This is a genomic window from Thermus sp. NEB1569, from assembly GCF_022385295.1.
GTDB lineage: Bacteria > Deinococcota > Deinococci > Deinococcales > Thermaceae > Thermus > Thermus scotoductus.
The window spans coordinates 316,384-331,072 of the sequence record NZ_CP092445.1 but is presented as its reverse complement, the minus strand read 5'-3'; the positions used below and the strand labels follow the sequence as shown (position 1 = coordinate 331,072).

Below are 14,689 nucleotides of genomic sequence, written 5' to 3'. Positions count from 1 at the left end.
GGTATGGAACCTCCCCTTATCCTGATCGTGGAGGACGAAAAGGACATCGCCCGCTTCATCGAGCTGGAACTGCAAGCCGAGGGCTACCGCACCGAGGTGGCCTACGACGGCATCACCGGCCTTTCTCGCTTCCGGGAGGTGAACCCCAACCTGGTGATCCTGGACCTGATGCTTCCCGTCATGGACGGGATCGAGGTGGCCAAGCGCATCCGCAAGACCTCCAACGTGCCCATCCTGATCCTCACCGCCAAGGACCGCATCGAGGACAAGGTGGAGGGCCTGGACGCCGGGGCCGACGACTACCTGGTGAAGCCCTTTTCCATAGAGGAGCTCCTGGCCCGGGTGCGGGCCCACCTGCGCCGGGTGAGCCCCGCCATCACCGGGGAGATCCGGGTGGCGGACCTCATCATCAACCTCGAAGGCCGGGAGGTTTTCCGGGGGGGGCGCCGGATAGAGCTCTCCAACAAGGAGTTTGAGCTCCTAGAGCTCCTGGCCAAAAATCCGGGCAAGGTCTTCAGCCGCTACGAGATTGAGGAGAAGGTCTGGCCCGGCTACCAGGGAGGTAGCAACGTGGTGGATGTCTACATCGGCTACCTGCGCAAGAAGCTGGAGGCGGGCGGGGAGCGCCGCCTCATCCACACGGTGCGGGGCGTGGGCTATGTGCTCCGCGAAGACTAATGACCCTGCGCTCCCGCATAACCTTCCTCACCGCAGGCCTTCTTTTGGTAACCCTTTTGGTCCTGGGGCTTGCCCTGGAAGGGCTATTAAGAAACTTCCTCTACCGCTCCCTGCGCCAGGAGCTCCAGGAAGCCAGCAACCAGGTGGCCCGCCTGCTCAACCTGGGGGGACAAGCGCTTCTGGAAGCCGGCCTACCTGCAAGCCTCTATGCGGAACTCGTCCTCATCCCCGAGGAGAACCCTGCCCTCCTGGCCCAGGAAGGGGGGATTAGCCTCCAGAAAAGCCCCGCCTTAGGAAGCCAGCGCCTTCTCCTAAAGGAGGCAGACTACCGCACCCTTCTGGAGCGGGGCGAGGCCTGGGCCTACGCCGAGCTGCCGCGGGAAGGACCCCCCTTAAAGCTTCTGGTCTACGCCCGCCGGGTGGAGGTCAACCTGGGGGGAACCGTGTGGCAGGGAGCCCTCTTGGTGGGGAAGCCCGTGGAAAGCCTGGAAAGCACCCTCTCCCAGTTCGCCCGCATCTATGCGGGTACGGCACTTTTGGTGCTTCTCCTCTCCATCCTCCTGGCCAGGAGCCTGGTGGCCCGGGCCCTGGAACCCCTGGAATGGGTGGCCCGGCGGGCCGAGGCCATCACCACCCGCCCCGAACCCCTGCCCGAACCCGAGGGGCGGGACGAGGTGGCCACCCTGGTGCGGGCCCTGAATGGGATGCTCTCCCGAATGCAGGAGGCTTTTCTGGCCCAGACCCGTTTCCTGCAGGATGCCTCCCATGAGCTCAGGACCCCCATCACCGCCATCCTGGGCCATGTGGGCTACCTCCTCCGCCGCACCCCCCTCACCGAGGCCCAAAGGGAAAGCCTGGAGATCGTAAAACGAGAAGCAGAACGTATGGGAAAGCTGGTCTCAGACCTCCTGGAGCTTTCCCAAAGCGGCACCTGGCGCATAGAGCCCGTGCCCCTAAGGGTCTTGGACCTCCTGGAGGAGATCCGGGAGGAGTTCGCCCCCGGGTTTGCGGGGGAAATCCGGGTGGAGGCCGACCCCGGCCTCTACCTCCTGGGAGACCCCTACCGCCTCCACCAGGTCCTGGCCAACCTGGTGACCAACGCCATCAAGGCCAAGGCGCAAAGGATTACCCTCAAGGCCTTCGGGGTGGAAGGGCGGGTGGTGGTGCGGGTGGAGGACGACGGGGAAGGTATTCCCCAGGAACACCTCCCCCGCATCTTTGAGCGCTTCTACCGGGTGGACAAGGCCCGGGACCGGGAGCGGGGGGGGTCAGGGCTGGGCCTGGCCATCGTCAAGGCCATCCTCGAGGCCCACGGGGGGGAGATCTGGGTGGAAAGCGAGGTGGGCAAGGGAACGGCCTTCAGCTTCTCCCTTCCTTCAGCCGCGCCACCGCCTCCTCCACGCTGATCTCCCCCCGGCGCAAAGCCTCCAACACCTCAAGCCTGTCTTCCCCTTCCTCTGCGGCCTCGTAGCCCAGGGCCTTGAGGAGAGCGTCCAGCCGCGCCCGCACCGTGGGGTAGGAAACCCCTAGGATCCTCTCCACCTCCTTCAGGTTGCCCCGGGCCTTCACGAAAAGCCGCAGGAAGTCCAGGTGGTCCTTGGAAAGGAGGGCGAACTCGTTCAGCTGGAAGCGGCCGTGCACCTCGGTGCCGCAAGAGGGGCAAAAGAGGACCTTCACCGCCAAAGGAGCCTCGCAGGCCGGGCACCGCACGGGAACGGGTTTCATCACCATAGCCCCACCTTGATCTCTACTTCCCCCGCCTCCACCTCCAGCAGGGTTAAAGGCGGCAACACCCTAAAGGTCCAAAGGGCACCAAGAGGCAAGGGAATAGGCGTTCCTCCCCGGAAAAGGGCCCGGGTTTTCCACACCCAGAGGGCCAGGAGCAAACCCCACTCCAGGGCGCAAAGGGGAAGGGGGAAGACCAGGGGCAGGGGGAAAGGCCCCCGCACCCGAAGGTAGAGGAACCTGGGGCGCAAAGGGGGCCAAGCTGGCCTCACACCACCTCCACCAGCACCTGCACCGGATTGCCCTCCTCCTCCGCCTCGATCTCCACCAGTTTCCCCTCGGGCACCCCCTCCCGCACCAGGCGCAAGAGGTCCTTCAAATGCACCCCCCGGTCCTCCAGGGTGAGCTTGGCCTCTTCGGGCAGGAACTTCTCCAAAAGCTCCGCCAAGGCCAGGGGAAGGTTCACGTGGACCCGAACCGGCTTCCCCTTGTCGTGGGCCTGGATCCGCACCCTGAGGAGCCTGGCAGGAATCTGCGCCCGGGGCCTGGGTTCCTCCACCGCCTGAAGCAGGGCCAGGGCCTCCTCTACCCCAATCTCGCCGGAACGCACCATTTCCAGAATACGCCGTTTTTCCTCCATCTTATGCCTCCAGTTCCAGATTCCCCATGGCCACCCTGGCCCCGAGCTTGGCCTTCCCCTCTCCCAGGGACCAGCGCCGCCCGCCATGGGCCGCCACCTGCCGCCAAGGTCCCGCCACCTCGAGGCCCCCCAGGCGCACCTGGGCCTCCACCTCCAGGTCCGAACCCGGCAGAAAGCGGAGCTCGGCGTTGCCCGCCCGCACCTCCAGGCGGTGCTCTCCATCCCGAAGGAAAAGGCCTGCTTCCAGGTTGCCTCCCGAAAGGGCCAGGTCCAGGCCCAAAAGCCCATCCCCTTCCAGGTTGGCCCCTAGGGCCCGGCCCTTGAGGAGCACCCCGGCAAGCTCCACGTGGCTTCCCTTGGCCAAAAGCAAAACCTCGGCCCCCTCGGGAACCCTAAGCCTCCCCTCGCCCAGGGAAACCCGATAGACCGGGATCCCGCCCTCCAGGACTACCCCTCCACCCTCCGCCTCCAAAAGGAGCTCCTCGTGCCTCCTCTTCCCCGCCCCCGGGTCCCACCATGGGCTCCACATCCTTCACCTCCTTGTGAAGGATTATAAACCCGTTGTTCCAAATCTGTCAAGTTGAGGTTTCCATATCTAAAACCCCAGGCCCGAAGGATGGCGGGAACCCAGGAAAGGAGCGCCGATGAAGGCGAAGAGCAAAAGAGCATAGGCCAGTAGGAGCAAGGCCATGCGCGGGTAGCCCTGAAGCCTCTCCTCGAGAAGGAAGTAAAGGGTGAGGCCCAGCCAGCCCAGGAGCACGGAGATCTCCTTGGGATCCAGGACCAAAGGGCTACCGAAATACCCCCAGGCCCAGGCCATGCCGCTGGTCAGGCCCAAGGTGGTGGCCAGGTACCCCACCCGAAGGTAGCCCTGCTCCAGCCGCCTCAGGCTCCAAAGGGGGGCGGAAAGCAGGGCTTTTTCCGGCACCGACCTTAGGCGCAGGTCCTGCATGGCGCACATCACCCCTGCCCCCACCCCCACCGCCAGGGCCAGGTAGGCCACCAGGAAGGCCCCGGCGTGCACCAGGGTAAGGAGGAGGGGCAGGCTTCCCCCCGGATGGGGCAGGGCCTTGAGGGCAAAGAGGCCAAGGAGCATGGCCAGGAGAACCAAGTAGCGGCGGAGAGGGGTAAGCCTTGGCCGAAGCAACAAACTCTCCCCCCGCAAGGCCAAAAGCCCCCCCAGGACCAAGGCGGGCTGGGCTGGACCCGAGAAAAACCCCTTGGCGAAGGCATCGGCCAAGGCGGCCCCCAGGTACAGAAAGGCCCCGAGGAAAAGCCCTCGAGGCCAGAACAACCCCACCGCCAGGAGGAGAACCCCCACCAGGGCCAGCAGGGAAACCGCGGTCATAGCCGTGGGGGACGGAAGGCCAGAAGCGGGCACTCCCCAGGGCAGGGAGGACCCTGGAAAAACTCCTGGGTCCGGGCCTTTACGGCCAGAATCCAGGGATGGGCCCTGCGCCCCGCCTCCTTGTGCCAGGTAAGGGGATCGGCCTCCGGGTACTCCCGCACCACCTCCTTATAGGCCAGGCCCTTCAGGGCCCGTATGGCCTCCCGCACCCGGTGGCCCGCATACCACTCCAGGTAGTCCCCAATGGCTCCCTCTATGAGGACCTCCACCTTGGGCACCTCGCCCTGGCGGGCCTTGAGGTTCTTCTCCACCACCCGCTTGAGGTCGTCCAGGTTGTACAGGTAGGCCTGGGGCAGGCGGCCCACCCGGGGGTCGATGTTCCGGGGCAGGGCGATGTCGATGAGGAAAAGGGGCTTGGACCGCCTCGGCAGGTCCTCCGGGCGCACCAGGTAGTGGGGGGCAGCAGCCGAGGCCACCACCAGGTCCGCCTGGCGCAGGACCTGGGGAAGGGCCAAAAGGCCATAGGCCTCCCCTCCAAACCGCTCCGCCAGGGCCTTGGCCCTGTCCACGGTGCGGTTCACCACCAAGACCCTCCCCACCCCCTGGGCTTTCAGGTGGGTAAGGAAAAGCTCCGCCATCTCCCCTGCCCCCAACACGGCCACCGCAAGGCCGGTAAGGTCCCCGTACACCGCCAGGGCCATCTCCAAGGCCGCGTAGGCCACGCTCACTGCTCCCGCCCCGATGCCGGTTTCGCTCCGAGCCCGCTTGCCGAGGGCGATGGCGGACTGGAAGGCCTTCTCCAATAGGCTTTCCGTGGCCCCATATTTCCGGGCCAGGAAGAGGGCCTCCCGCACCTGCCCCAGGATCTGGGCCTCCCCTACCACCAAGGAGTCCAGGCCCGCCGCCACCCGAAAGAGGTGCCGCAGGGCCTCTATTCCCTCCTTCTGGTAGAGGTGGCGGGCTTCCACCCCCCGGGAAAGCAGGAGGGCTTTGGCCTCCTTGGGGCTACCCACCCCGTAGATTTCCGTGCGGTTGCAGGTGGAGAGCACCACCGCCTTGCCCAGGACCGCCAGGGCGGCGGGTAGGCCCGCCACGGGGTCCAAGGCTACCCTTTCCCGCACCCCCACCGGGGCGGTCTTATGGGAAAGGCCCACCAGGTAGAGGGGCAGGGCCATAGGCTGCCCCACAGTATACGCCATGGGGATAGGGGCATATGCCCTACCCCCCCCTACCCCCCCAAGGCCCGAAGGATGGCCCCATAGAGGCCCTCGAGGCCCGGGCGTTCCGCCTCGTAAGGGAGAAAACCAAGCCTCCCCGCCTCCTCGGCCGTGCTGGGGCCGATGCAGGCCGCCTTGGGCCTCCTAGGGGTCTTTAAGGCGTAGGCCCTGGCGGCGCTTGGGCTGAAGAAGGCCACCACCTGGGCCCTTTCCAAAAGAGCCAGCTCCTCAGGGGAAAGCTCCCTCTCCCGGGTAGCGTACACCTCCACTCGCTCCACCGCCACCCCCCGGGCCTCGAGGCCTTCCTCCAAATCCTTCCCCGCCAGATCCCCCGCCACGAAGAGCACCCTTTGGGCTGGGGGAAAGGTTGCCGCCAGGTCCTTGGCCGTGGCCCGGGGAGGGACAAAGGCAGGGGATAGGCCCCCCTGGCGCAGCACCTCCCCCGTCCCTTCCCCCACCGCCGCCACCTTGAGAAGGGGCCTTCCCGCCTTTTCCCAGGCCCAAAGGAGCCTCTTAGCCCCTTCTTTGGAGGTGACCGCCACCCAGTCCGCCTGGAGGAGTCTTCCGGGAAGGACCTCGAGGCCCGGCAGGTCCACCTGCTCCAAAAGGGCCACCTCCGCCGCCTCAATCCCCAAGGCGCGGAGCCGGTCCAATAGCCCCTTATCCTTCCCGCGGGTAAGCAGAATCACGACCTTTCAGCACCTTATGGAAGAGCTTCATGGCCGCCAAGGCTTGGGGAAACCCCAAGAAAAGGGCGGACTGCAGGATGGTTTCCCGCACCTCCTCCTCGGTGGCGCCTACCCGCAAAGCCCCCTCCAGATGGGTGGCCAGCTCCTTGGGGCTACCCAGGGCGATCAGGGCGGTGATGGCCAGGAGTTCCCGGGTTTTGAGGTCCAACCCTGGCCGGGCCAGGACCTCCTCGTAGGCGAAGTCCCGGATGTAGCGGAAAAGATCCTCGTCCACCTCCTTCAGGCTTGCCTCAATGGCCCCTTGCTTCTCCCCCCAGATGGCCTGCCGCACGCTCATGGCAGGTAGTCTAGCACCCCCTCCAGCCGGTGGAGGGCCCCAGGGGTCTCCCCCAGGGGGTCAAAGAGAAGGGGCCTAACCCCGGCTTCCTTGGCCCCCACCAGATCCGCTTCCGAATCCCCCACGTGCACCGCCTCCTCTGGCGGCACGCCCAAGGCGTCTAGCGCCTCCTGAAAGAGCCTGGGGTCGGGCTTGGCCACCCCGGAAAGGGCGCTCACCGAAAGGTGCTGGAAGTAGGGCCTTAAGCCCACCACCTCGAGGATCTCCGGCAGGGTGGCATCCCAGTTGGACACCACCGCCAGGGCATAACCTTGTTCCTTTAGCCTTTGCAGGGTTTCCTTGGCCCCCGGGGTTACGGGCCAAAAGCGGGGGTTCTTCCAGTTCTCCACCAGCTCCCGGCTCAAGGCCTCGGCGTGCTCCTCGAGGCCCATCCCTGTAAAGAGCCTCCGGTGGAACTCCCGCCAAAGCCCCAAGGCGGTTTCCAGATCCCGGGCCTCTAGATGATGGTCCTCATAGAAGCGAAAAGCCGCCAAGGCCGCCGCCTTGGGATCCCTCCTGGGCTTAAGGCCCCGTTCCTCCAAAAAAGGCAGGAGCCAAAACCGGGGACTTGCCAGGATCAGGGTGTTGCCCACATCAAAGAGAACAGCCCGGACCATGGTCTTAAGTTTATACCGAGGGTTATGGGGGAAGCTTCGTCCTTACCCTGCCCTTTTAGTACCCTTAAGGCATGGTCCCCCGTTACCAGACCCCGGAGATGGCCGAGCTATGGTCGGAGGAAAACCGCTACCGCATGTGGGCGTTGGTGGAGGCCTATGCCCTCGAGGCCTGGGAATCCCTGGGCCAGGTGCCCAAAGGGCTTTCCCAAAGGCTTCTTGAGCACCTAAAGGAGCATCCCCTGGACGCCCGCTTCGCCCAAAGGGTGGCGGAGCTGGAGGAGGTCACCCGCCACGACCTGGTGGCCTTCACCCGGGCCCTGGTGGAGTGGACCGGGGACGAGGAGGTGGGGCGCTACCTGCACCTGGGCCTCACCAGCTCGGACATCGTGGACACCGCGCAAAACGCCCTTTTGGTGAGGGCCTTGGACCTGATCCTCGAGGAGCTATCCGGGGTCCAGGAGGAGCTCAAGCGCCTGGCCCTCCGCTACAAGCACACCCCGGCCATCGCCCGCACCCACGGGGTCCACGCCGAGCCCACCAGCTTCGGCCTCCGCTTCCTGAGCTTTTACGCCGCCTTTCAGCGGGACAAGGAACGGCTTGAGCGCGCCCAGAAGACCATCGGGGTGGCCATGCTCTCGGGCTCGGTGGGAAACTACGCCCACATCCCCCCGGAGGTGGAGGCCCACGTGGCCCGGCGGCTTGGCCTGAGCCCAGAGCCCCTCTCCACCCAAGTGGTGCCCCGGGACCGGCACGCGGAGGTGCTGGCCGCCTTGGCCATCCTGGGGGGGAACCTGGAGCGGGTGGCGGTGGAGCTTCGCCACCTCCAGCGCACAGAGGTACTAGAAGCCCAGGAGCCTTTCCGGGAAGGCCAGACGGGAAGTTCCAGCATGCCCCACAAGAAAAACCCCGTGGGTTTGGAAAACCTCACCGGGATGGCCAGGCTCCTTCGGGGATACCTGGGCCCCTCCCTGGAAAACATCGCCCTGTGGCACGAAAGGGACATCTCCCACTCCTCCGTGGAACGGGTCATCCTCCCCGACGCCACCACCGCCAGCCACTACGCCCTTAGGCGGTTAAAGGGCATCCTGGGGGGCCTGGTGGTCTTTGAGGAGAACCTAAAGAAGAACCTGGACCTCACCCGGGGCCTGGTCTACTCCCAGCAGGTGCTGAACGCCCTCATCGCCGAGGGCCTTCCCCGGAACAGGGCCTACGCCATCGTGCAACGCAACGCTCTAAGAAGCTGGGAGGAGGGCCTTAGCTTCGCCCAGCTTTTGGAAGAGGACTCGGAAAACCCCCTCAAGGGGGAAAGGCTTAAGGCCCTCTTTGACCCTGCGCCCTTCCTAAAGCACGTGGACGCCATCTACGCCCGCTTTGGGCTGTGATGCCCCCCCACCCTGCCTTGCGGCAAGGTGGGGCCCCTTGCCTTCCTCACTCAGGCACCTTCTCGGCTTAAAATGAAGACTAGACGGGATGGAGGTCCCCACGTGGAGGCACATGGAAAAGCTTTACGAGGGCAAGGCGAAGGTTCTTTTTCCCGAAGGGCCGGATACCCTTAGGGTCTACTTCAAGGACGAGGCCACGGCCTTCAACGCGCAGAAGCGGGGCCTCATCCCCGGCAAGGGAGTGGTCAACAACAAGGTCTCGGCAACCCTCTTCCGCTACCTCGAGGCCCACGGGGTGAAGACCCACTTTCTGGAAGAGGTTTCCGACCGGGAAATGCGGGTCCTACGGGTGGAGATCCTCCCCCTGGAGGTTATCCTCCGCTTCAAAGCAGCGGGGAGCTTCGCCAAGCGCTACGGGGTAAAGGAGGGCACCCCTCTAAAGACCCCCCTGGTGGAGTTCTCCTTAAAGAGCGACCCCCTGGGCGACCCCTTGATCTGCCCCGAGGCCATATTGGCCCTGGGACTGGCCGTGGAAGAAGAGCTTTCCCAGGTGAGGACCACCACCCTTAAGGTGGGGGAACTCTTAAGGGATTTCTTCGCCCAACGGGGCCTGGACCTCATTGACTTCAAGCTGGAATTCGGCAAGCGCCAGGGGGAGATCCTTTTGGCCGACGAGATCTCCCCCGACACCATGCGCCTTTGGGACCAAAAGACGGGAGAGCCCATGGACAAGGACCGCTTCCGCAAAGATCTGGGAGGCGTGGAGGAAGCCTACCAGGAGGTCCTTAGGCGGGTTCTAAGGGGGTAGCCATGCCCAAGTACCAGGCCACCTTGCTCATTGAGCTCAAAGAGGGCATCCTGGACCCCCAGGGCCGGGCGGTAGAGGGCGTTCTACGAAGCCTTGGCCACCCGGTGGAGGCGGTGCGGGTGGGAAAGGTCCTCGAGGTGGTCTTCCCTGCCGAAACCCTCCTCGAGGCGGAGGAGAAGGCCAAGGCCATGGGGAACCTCCTCGCCAACCCGGTGATGGAGGTCTTCACCCTCGAGGCCTTAAAGGAACTCCCATGAAGTGGGCCATCGTCCGCTTCCCTGGCTCCAACTGCGATGAGGATGCCCGCTTTGCCCTGGAAAAGGCGGGGATAAGGGCAGCGTACGTCTGGCACACGGAAAGGAGCCTAAGGGGCTTTGACGGGGTCTTCCTGCCCGGGGGCTTCAGCTACGGGGACTACCTGCGGGCCGGGGCCCTGGCGGCCAAAAGCCCGGTGATGGAGGAGGTAAGGCGCTTCGCCCGTGAAGGGCGGCCCGTGATTGGGGTGTGCAACGGCTTCCAGGTGCTCACCGAGGCCGAGATCCTCCCCGGGGCCCTCCTCGCCAACCTGAACCTGCACTTCACCTGCAAGGAGGTGGGGGTAAGGGTGGAGCGCACCGACCTTCCCTTCACCCGGCTTTACCAGAAGGGGCAGGTCCTCCGCCTGCCCATCGCCCATGCGGAGGGCCGCTACTACGCCGATGGGGAAACCCTGGCCCGGCTGGAGGGGGAAGGGTTGGTGGTCTTCCGCTATGCCCCTTTGGGCGGGGAGAAGGATTACAACCCCAACGGGAGCCTTAACGACATCGCCGGGATCACCAACGAAAGGGGCAACGTTCTCGGCATGATGCCCCACCCCGAGCGGGCGGCGGACGAGGTTTTGGGCGGCACAGATGGGCTCCCCTTGTTCCTGGGGCTCTTAGAGGAGGTAACGGGATGAAACCCAAGGCCATCACCTTTGACTTCTGGGGCACCCTCTTCACGGAGGGAAAGGCGTTTTTGGAAAAGGTCATGCCCGCCCGGTACGAGATCCTTCTGGACGCCCTATCCGAGGCCGGGCACCCGGCGGAGGAGCACGAGGTGCGGGAAGCCTACCGCCAGGCGGCCATCGCCTTTGAGGAGGCCTGGAAGGCCGGGGAACACATGTCGGTATACGACCGGGTGGCCCGCATCTTCGCCCTTCTTGGGGCTCCCCATGACCCTGGGCTCATCGCCCTCACTGCCAGGAAGCTGGAGGAAAGCTCCCTGCTGGTGGACCTCGAGGCCCTCCCTGGAGTGGGGGTGCTGAAGGAGCTGGCCAAGAAATACCCCCTGGCCCTGGTTTCCGACACCGGCCTCACCCCGGGCCGTCTCATCCGGGAACACCTGAAGCGGCAGGGGCTGGATGTCTTCCAGGCCTTTAGCTTCTCCGACGAAACCGGCTACGTGAAGCCCAAGCCCGAGGCCTTCCGGGTGGCCCTCGAGGCCCTGGGCGTAGCCCCGGAGGAAGCCCTGCACGTGGGCGACCTGCCCCAGACGGACATCAAGGGAGCCTTCGCCACCGGCTACCCCTGGGCGGTGCAGTACGTGGGCCTGAGGGAGGTGAACGGGGAGATCAAGCCCACGGCCAAGATCAAGGACCACCGGGAGCTTCTTCCCCTTCTCCAATGATGGAAACCCTAGCCCAAGAAATCGGCATCCCGGAAGAGGAGTATCGGGAGATCAGCAAGCGGCTTGGCCGGGAGCCCAACCGGGTGGAGCTTTTCCTCTTCAAGGTGATGTGGAGCGAGCACTGCGCCTACAAGAACTCCCGGCCCCTTCTGAAGCAGCTTCCCAAGGAGGGGGAGGCCGTCCTGCAGGGCCCGGGGGAGAACGCCGGCGTGGTGCGCATCGGTGAGGGCTGGGCGGTAGCCTTTAAGATCGAAAGCCACAACCACCCCTCGGCGGTGGAGCCCTTCCAGGGTGCTGCCACCGGGGTGGGGGGGATCATCCGGGACATCATGAGCATGGGGGCCCGGCCCATCGCCCTGCTGGATTCCTTGCGCTTTGGTCCCCTGGAGGATGCCCGAAGCCGCTACCTCCTCAAGGGGGTGGTCTCTGGCATCGCCCACTACGGCAACGCCATCGGGGTCCCCACGGTGGGCGGGGACCTCTACTTCCACGAGGGCTACCGGGAAAACCCCCTGGTGAACGCCATGTGCCTGGGGCTTCTTAGGGAGGAGCACTTAAGGCGTAGCCAGGCTTCCTTAGGCCGGCCCATCTACTATGCCGGGGCCAAGACGGGAAGGGATGGGATTGGGGGTGCCGCCTTCGCCAGCCGGGAGCTTTCCGAGGACAAGGAGGAGGACCGGCCAGCGGTCCAGGTGGGGGACCCCTTTTTGGGGAAGCTCCTCATGGAGGCCACCCTCGAGGCCATCGAAAAGGACCTGGTGGAAGGCGTCCAGGACATGGGGGCGGCAGGGCTCACCAGTAGCCTCTCGGAGCTGGCCCATAAGTCGGGCCTCGGGGTGGAGCTGGACCTAGACCGCGTCCCCACCCGGGAAAGGGACATGGGGCCCATAGAGCTTCTCCTCTCCGAAAGCCAGGAGCGCATGGTCCTGGTGCCCAGGGAGGGCAGGGAAAGGGAGCTGGAGGAGGTCTTTAAGAAGTGGGGCCTGGACTGCGTGCCCGTGGCCAGGACCATCCCCGAACGGGTCTTCCGCGTCCTCTTCCGGGGCGAGGTGGTGGCCGAGGTCCCCACCGAAGCCCTGGCGGAAGCCCCCACCTACGTGCGCCTGGGAAGGGAGGACCCCGAGATCCGAAAACTCCGGGAAACACCCTTACCACCCCTGGCCGCCGACCCCAAAGAAGTCCTCCCCAGGCTTCTCGCCTCCCCCAACCTGGCAAGCCGGGAAGCGGTCTACGAGCGCTACGACCACCAGGTGGGAACCCGGACTGCCCTCCTGCCAGGCAAAGGGGATGCCGCGGTGCTCTGGGTAAAGGGAACCCACCTGGGCATCGCCACCAAGGTGGACCAGAACCCCAGGTATAGCCGCCTCCACCCCCGGCTTGGAGCCATGCACGCCCTGGCCGAAGCCTGCCGGAACGTCTCCGTGGTGGGGGCCAAGCCCCTGGCCTACACCGACGGCCTCAACCTGGGAAGCCCGGAAACCCCGGAAGGCTACTTTGAGCTCCAGGAAACCATCGCCGGTCTCAGGGAGGCCAGCGAGGTCCTGGGAGTGCCGGTGGTCTCCGGAAATGTATCCCTTTACAACGAAAGCGGGGGCCGGCGCATCCCCCCCACGGCTATGGTGGGGGTGGTGGGGGTCTTGGACATCAGGAGGCGGGCGGAGATGGGCTTCCGCCGCCCGGGAGAGGTGATCCTCCTTTTGGGAGAGGAGAAAGGGGAGCTTGGGGGAAGCGAGGTCCTCTACCTCCTCACGGGCCTCGAGGCGGGCCACCCGCCCAGGTTGGACCTGGAACGGGAGAGGCGGGTGCAGGAGGCCATCCGGGAGCTCATCGGCTTGGGCCTCACCCAAACCGCCCACGACCTGGCGGAGGGAGGGCTTTTGGTGGCCCTGGCGGAGATGACCTTCCCCTACGGCCTGGGGGCCACGGTGGAGGTGCGTACCCCAGGCCTAAAGGCCCTCTTTGGGGAAGCCCCTAGCCGCATCCTCTTCACCGTGGTCAAGGAAAACCTCAAGGAGGCAACCTTCCGCCTGGAAGAGATGGGCCTCCCCTACCGGGTGCTGGGGGAGACCGGGGGGAACAGCCTCACGGTCTTGACGCCCGAGGGGGTGCTAGAGTGGGGGGTAGAGGAGCTTAGGGCGGCCTGGCAGAAGCCCCTTAGGGAGGTTTTGGATGGATAAGCCTCAGGAGGAATGCGGGGTCCTGGGAATCTATAGCCAAGAGCCCCTGGATATACCTGGGCTTTTGCACCTGGGCCTCCTGGCCCTCCAACACCGGGGGCAGGAGGCGGCGGGCATGGCCGTGTCCGACGGAAAAGAGTTCTTGGTGGAAAAGGACCTGGGACTGGTGAACCAGGTCTTCACCGAGGAACGGCTTTCCCGCCTGAGGCTTCCCGAGGCGCGGCTGGGCCTGGCCCACACCCGCTACTCCACCACGGGCTCCAACCTGCGCTTCAACGCCCAGCCCCTCACCGCCCGCACCGCCCACGGGGTTCTGGCCATCGCCCATAACGGCAACTTCACCAACGCCAAACCCCTTCGCGACCGGCTTCTAAGGGAAGGAGCCACCTTCCAGAGCACCTCGGACACCGAGGTGATGCTCCTCCTCCTCGCCCGCTTGGGCCACCTCTCCCTCCCCGAGGCGGCCGCCGAGGCCATGAAGGCCCTGGAAGGAGGGTATTCCATCCTCCTCATGGACCGCAGGACCGTGGTGGCCCTCCGGGATCCCCACGGGGTGCGGCCCCTGGCCATCGGCAGGCTTCCTAAAGGCTACGCCTTTGCCTCCGAGCCCCCGGCCCTCGAGCTCATGGGGGCCCGGTATATCCGGGACGTGCGCCCCGGGGAGGTGGTCTGGGTGGAGGAGGGGGAGCTTAAAAGCCTCCAGGCCCTTCCCCCAAGCCCCGCCCCTTGCGCCTTTGAGTGGATCTACTTTGCCAGGCCCGATAGCCTCCTGGACGGGGTGGAGGCCTACGAGGCCCGGGTGCGCATGGGCATGGAGCTCTTCCGGGAAGCCCCGGCCGAAGCGGACATGGTGGTGCCGGTGCCCGACTCCGGCATCGGGGCGGCGGTGGGCTACGCCCGCTCAAGCGGCCTCCCCCTGGAGTACGGCCTCTACAAGAACCCCTATGCGGGCCGGACCTTCATTCAGCCCACCCAGGCGCTGAGGGACCTGAAGACCCGCTTGAAGCTCTCCCCCACCTCGGCGGTGCGGGGCAAGCGGGTGGTGCTCATCGACGACTCCATCGTGCGAGGCACCACCAGCCGCCACATCGTGGCCATGCTGAAGGAAGCAGGGGCCCGGGAAGTCCACTTCCGGGTTTCCAGCCCCCCCATCCGCTTCCCCTGCTACTACGGCATCGACACCGCCGCCCGTAAGGAGCTCATCGCCGCCGAGAAGAGCGTGGAGGAGATCCGGGCCTTCATCGGGGCGGATACCCTGGCCTTCCTCTCGGAGGAAGGGGTCAGGCGGGCCATCGGGGGGCCCGTGTGCCTGGCCTGCTTCAACGGGCGCTACCCGGCCGGGGTGCCCGTGGAAGGGGAAAAACTGGCCTTGGAAATCCTCTAGG

The 14,689-nt window shown here is 65.6% G+C and carries 18 protein-coding genes; 9 read left to right on the top strand and 9 right to left on the bottom strand.

The features are described 5' to 3' along the window. The first annotated feature begins 3 nt into the window (after positions 1–3). Together MI302_RS02320 and MI302_RS02315 are read left to right on the top strand one after the other, a co-directional pair. Complete coding sequence (locus tag MI302_RS02320; protein WP_126201055.1) at positions 4–678, top strand: response regulator transcription factor; 675 nt, start codon at positions 4–6, stop codon at positions 676–678. Next, positions 678–2,084 carry a cell wall metabolism sensor histidine kinase WalK gene (locus MI302_RS02315; RefSeq protein ID WP_239726083.1) on the top strand — a complete coding sequence of 469 codons (1,407 nt, stop codon included), beginning with the start codon at positions 678–680 and terminating at the stop codon, positions 2,082–2,084. Before MI302_RS02320 ends, MI302_RS02315 begins: the two co-directional genes overlap by 1 nt. Here the strand turns inward: MI302_RS02315 and MI302_RS02310 are convergent. From MI302_RS02310 to MI302_RS02270, 9 genes are all read right to left on the bottom strand, one after another. Next, positions 2,038–2,409 carry a DUF2089 domain-containing protein gene (locus MI302_RS02310; RefSeq protein ID WP_019550848.1) on the bottom strand — a complete coding sequence of 124 codons (372 nt, stop codon included), beginning with the start codon at positions 2,407–2,409 and terminating at the stop codon, positions 2,038–2,040. The two genes, MI302_RS02315 and MI302_RS02310, sit on opposite strands and share 47 nt — an antisense overlap. After that, complete coding sequence (locus MI302_RS02305) at positions 2,403–2,675, bottom strand: hypothetical protein (protein ID WP_239726082.1); 273 nt, start codon at positions 2,673–2,675, stop codon at positions 2,403–2,405. The genes MI302_RS02310 and MI302_RS02305 overlap by 7 nt, the downstream gene beginning before the upstream one ends. Continuing rightward, on the bottom strand, positions 2,672–3,043 hold the full coding sequence (locus MI302_RS02300) for a hypothetical protein (protein WP_054392177.1): 372 nt from the start codon (positions 3,041–3,043) through the stop codon (positions 2,672–2,674). The genes MI302_RS02305 and MI302_RS02300 overlap by 4 nt, the downstream gene beginning before the upstream one ends. 1 nt (position 3,044) lies before the next feature. Then, complete coding sequence (locus tag MI302_RS02295; RefSeq protein WP_126187936.1) at positions 3,045–3,572, bottom strand: hypothetical protein; 528 nt, start codon at positions 3,570–3,572, stop codon at positions 3,045–3,047. Positions 3,573–3,638: 66 nt separating this feature from the next. Continuing rightward, on the bottom strand, positions 3,639–4,391 hold the full coding sequence (ccsA, locus tag MI302_RS02290; RefSeq protein WP_126170437.1) for a cytochrome c biogenesis protein CcsA: 753 nt from the start codon (positions 4,389–4,391) through the stop codon (positions 3,639–3,641). After that, positions 4,388–5,566: a glutamyl-tRNA reductase gene (hemA, locus tag MI302_RS02285; protein WP_239726081.1), complete on the bottom strand. Its 1,179-nt coding sequence runs from the start codon at positions 5,564–5,566 to the stop codon at positions 4,388–4,390. Before hemA ends, ccsA begins: the two co-directional genes overlap by 4 nt. A 53-nt stretch (positions 5,567–5,619) precedes the next feature. After that, positions 5,620–6,297, bottom strand: coding sequence for a uroporphyrinogen-III synthase (locus tag MI302_RS02280; protein WP_239726080.1), 678 nt, complete (start codon positions 6,295–6,297; stop codon positions 5,620–5,622). Further along, positions 6,269–6,634 carry a carboxymuconolactone decarboxylase family protein gene (locus MI302_RS02275; protein WP_239726079.1) on the bottom strand — a complete coding sequence of 122 codons (366 nt, stop codon included), beginning with the start codon at positions 6,632–6,634 and terminating at the stop codon, positions 6,269–6,271. The genes MI302_RS02280 and MI302_RS02275 overlap by 29 nt, the downstream gene beginning before the upstream one ends. Beyond that, positions 6,631–7,290 carry an HAD family hydrolase gene (locus MI302_RS02270; protein WP_126170440.1) on the bottom strand — a complete coding sequence of 220 codons (660 nt, stop codon included), beginning with the start codon at positions 7,288–7,290 and terminating at the stop codon, positions 6,631–6,633. Before MI302_RS02270 ends, MI302_RS02275 begins: the two co-directional genes overlap by 4 nt. A gap of 71 nt (positions 7,291–7,361) precedes the next feature. Here MI302_RS02270 and purB point away from each other — a divergent pair, with 71 nt between their 5' ends. The 7 genes from purB to purF all read left to right on the top strand — a co-directional run bounded on the left by purB (position 7,362) and on the right by purF (position 14,688). Beyond that, positions 7,362–8,672 carry an adenylosuccinate lyase gene (gene purB, locus MI302_RS02265; RefSeq protein ID WP_239726078.1) on the top strand — a complete coding sequence of 437 codons (1,311 nt, stop codon included), beginning with the start codon at positions 7,362–7,364 and terminating at the stop codon, positions 8,670–8,672. 112 nt (positions 8,673–8,784) lie between these two features. Then, positions 8,785–9,480 carry a phosphoribosylaminoimidazolesuccinocarboxamide synthase gene (gene purC, locus MI302_RS02260; protein ID WP_239726077.1) on the top strand — a complete coding sequence of 232 codons (696 nt, stop codon included), beginning with the start codon at positions 8,785–8,787 and terminating at the stop codon, positions 9,478–9,480. A gap of 2 nt (positions 9,481–9,482) precedes the next feature. After that, the gene (gene purS / locus MI302_RS02255; RefSeq protein WP_239726076.1) at positions 9,483–9,737 is read left to right on the top strand and encodes a phosphoribosylformylglycinamidine synthase subunit PurS; all 255 of its coding nucleotides are present in this window, start codon (positions 9,483–9,485) and stop codon (positions 9,735–9,737) included. Further along, positions 9,734–10,417, top strand: coding sequence for a phosphoribosylformylglycinamidine synthase subunit PurQ (gene purQ / locus MI302_RS02250; RefSeq protein WP_239726075.1), 684 nt, complete (start codon positions 9,734–9,736; stop codon positions 10,415–10,417). The genes purS and purQ overlap by 4 nt, the downstream gene beginning before the upstream one ends. Next, positions 10,414–11,127, top strand: a complete 714-nt coding sequence (locus MI302_RS02245; protein ID WP_239726074.1) for an HAD family hydrolase — start codon at positions 10,414–10,416, stop codon at positions 11,125–11,127. Before purQ ends, MI302_RS02245 begins: the two co-directional genes overlap by 4 nt. Then, on the top strand, positions 11,127–13,304 hold the full coding sequence (gene purL, locus MI302_RS02240) for a phosphoribosylformylglycinamidine synthase subunit PurL (RefSeq protein WP_239726493.1): 2,178 nt from the start codon (positions 11,127–11,129) through the stop codon (positions 13,302–13,304). The genes MI302_RS02245 and purL overlap by 1 nt, the downstream gene beginning before the upstream one ends. After that, positions 13,297–14,688, top strand: coding sequence for an amidophosphoribosyltransferase (purF, locus tag MI302_RS02235; protein WP_126217399.1), 1,392 nt, complete (start codon positions 13,297–13,299; stop codon positions 14,686–14,688). Before purL ends, purF begins: the two co-directional genes overlap by 8 nt. Position 14,689: the final 1 nt, after the last annotated feature.

Bases quoted from the DNA above. Each gene is read 5' to 3' on its own strand.
- MI302_RS02320 (WP_126201055.1), top strand. From the start codon at position 4: ATGGAACCTCCCCTTATCCTGATCGTGGAGGACGAAAAGGACATCGCC.
- MI302_RS02315 (WP_239726083.1), top strand. From the start codon at position 678: ATGACCCTGCGCTCCCGCATAACCTTCCTCACCGCAGGCCTTCTTTTG.
- MI302_RS02310 (WP_019550848.1), bottom strand. From the start codon at position 2,409: ATGGTGATGAAACCCGTTCCCGTGCGGTGCCCGGCCTGCGAGGCTCCT.
- MI302_RS02300 (WP_054392177.1), bottom strand. From the start codon at position 3,043: ATGGAGGAAAAACGGCGTATTCTGGAAATGGTGCGTTCCGGCGAGATT.
- MI302_RS02295 (WP_126187936.1), bottom strand. From the start codon at position 3,572: ATGTGGAGCCCATGGTGGGACCCGGGGGCGGGGAAGAGGAGGCACGAG.
- ccsA (WP_126170437.1), bottom strand. From the start codon at position 4,391: ATGACCGCGGTTTCCCTGCTGGCCCTGGTGGGGGTTCTCCTCCTGGCG.
- hemA (WP_239726081.1), bottom strand. From the start codon at position 5,566: ATGGCCCTGCCCCTCTACCTGGTGGGCCTTTCCCATAAGACCGCCCCG.
- MI302_RS02275 (WP_239726079.1), bottom strand. From the start codon at position 6,634: ATGAGCGTGCGGCAGGCCATCTGGGGGGAGAAGCAAGGGGCCATTGAG.
- MI302_RS02270 (WP_126170440.1), bottom strand. From the start codon at position 7,290: ATGGTCCGGGCTGTTCTCTTTGATGTGGGCAACACCCTGATCCTGGCA.
- purB (WP_239726078.1), top strand. From the start codon at position 7,362: ATGGTCCCCCGTTACCAGACCCCGGAGATGGCCGAGCTATGGTCGGAG.
- purC (WP_239726077.1), top strand. From the start codon at position 8,785: ATGGAAAAGCTTTACGAGGGCAAGGCGAAGGTTCTTTTTCCCGAAGGG.
- purS (WP_239726076.1), top strand. From the start codon at position 9,483: ATGCCCAAGTACCAGGCCACCTTGCTCATTGAGCTCAAAGAGGGCATC.
- purQ (WP_239726075.1), top strand. From the start codon at position 9,734: ATGAAGTGGGCCATCGTCCGCTTCCCTGGCTCCAACTGCGATGAGGAT.
- MI302_RS02245 (WP_239726074.1), top strand. From the start codon at position 10,414: ATGAAACCCAAGGCCATCACCTTTGACTTCTGGGGCACCCTCTTCACG.
- purL (WP_239726493.1), top strand. From the start codon at position 11,127: ATGGAAACCCTAGCCCAAGAAATCGGCATCCCGGAAGAGGAGTATCGG.
- purF (WP_126217399.1), top strand. From the start codon at position 13,297: ATGGATAAGCCTCAGGAGGAATGCGGGGTCCTGGGAATCTATAGCCAA.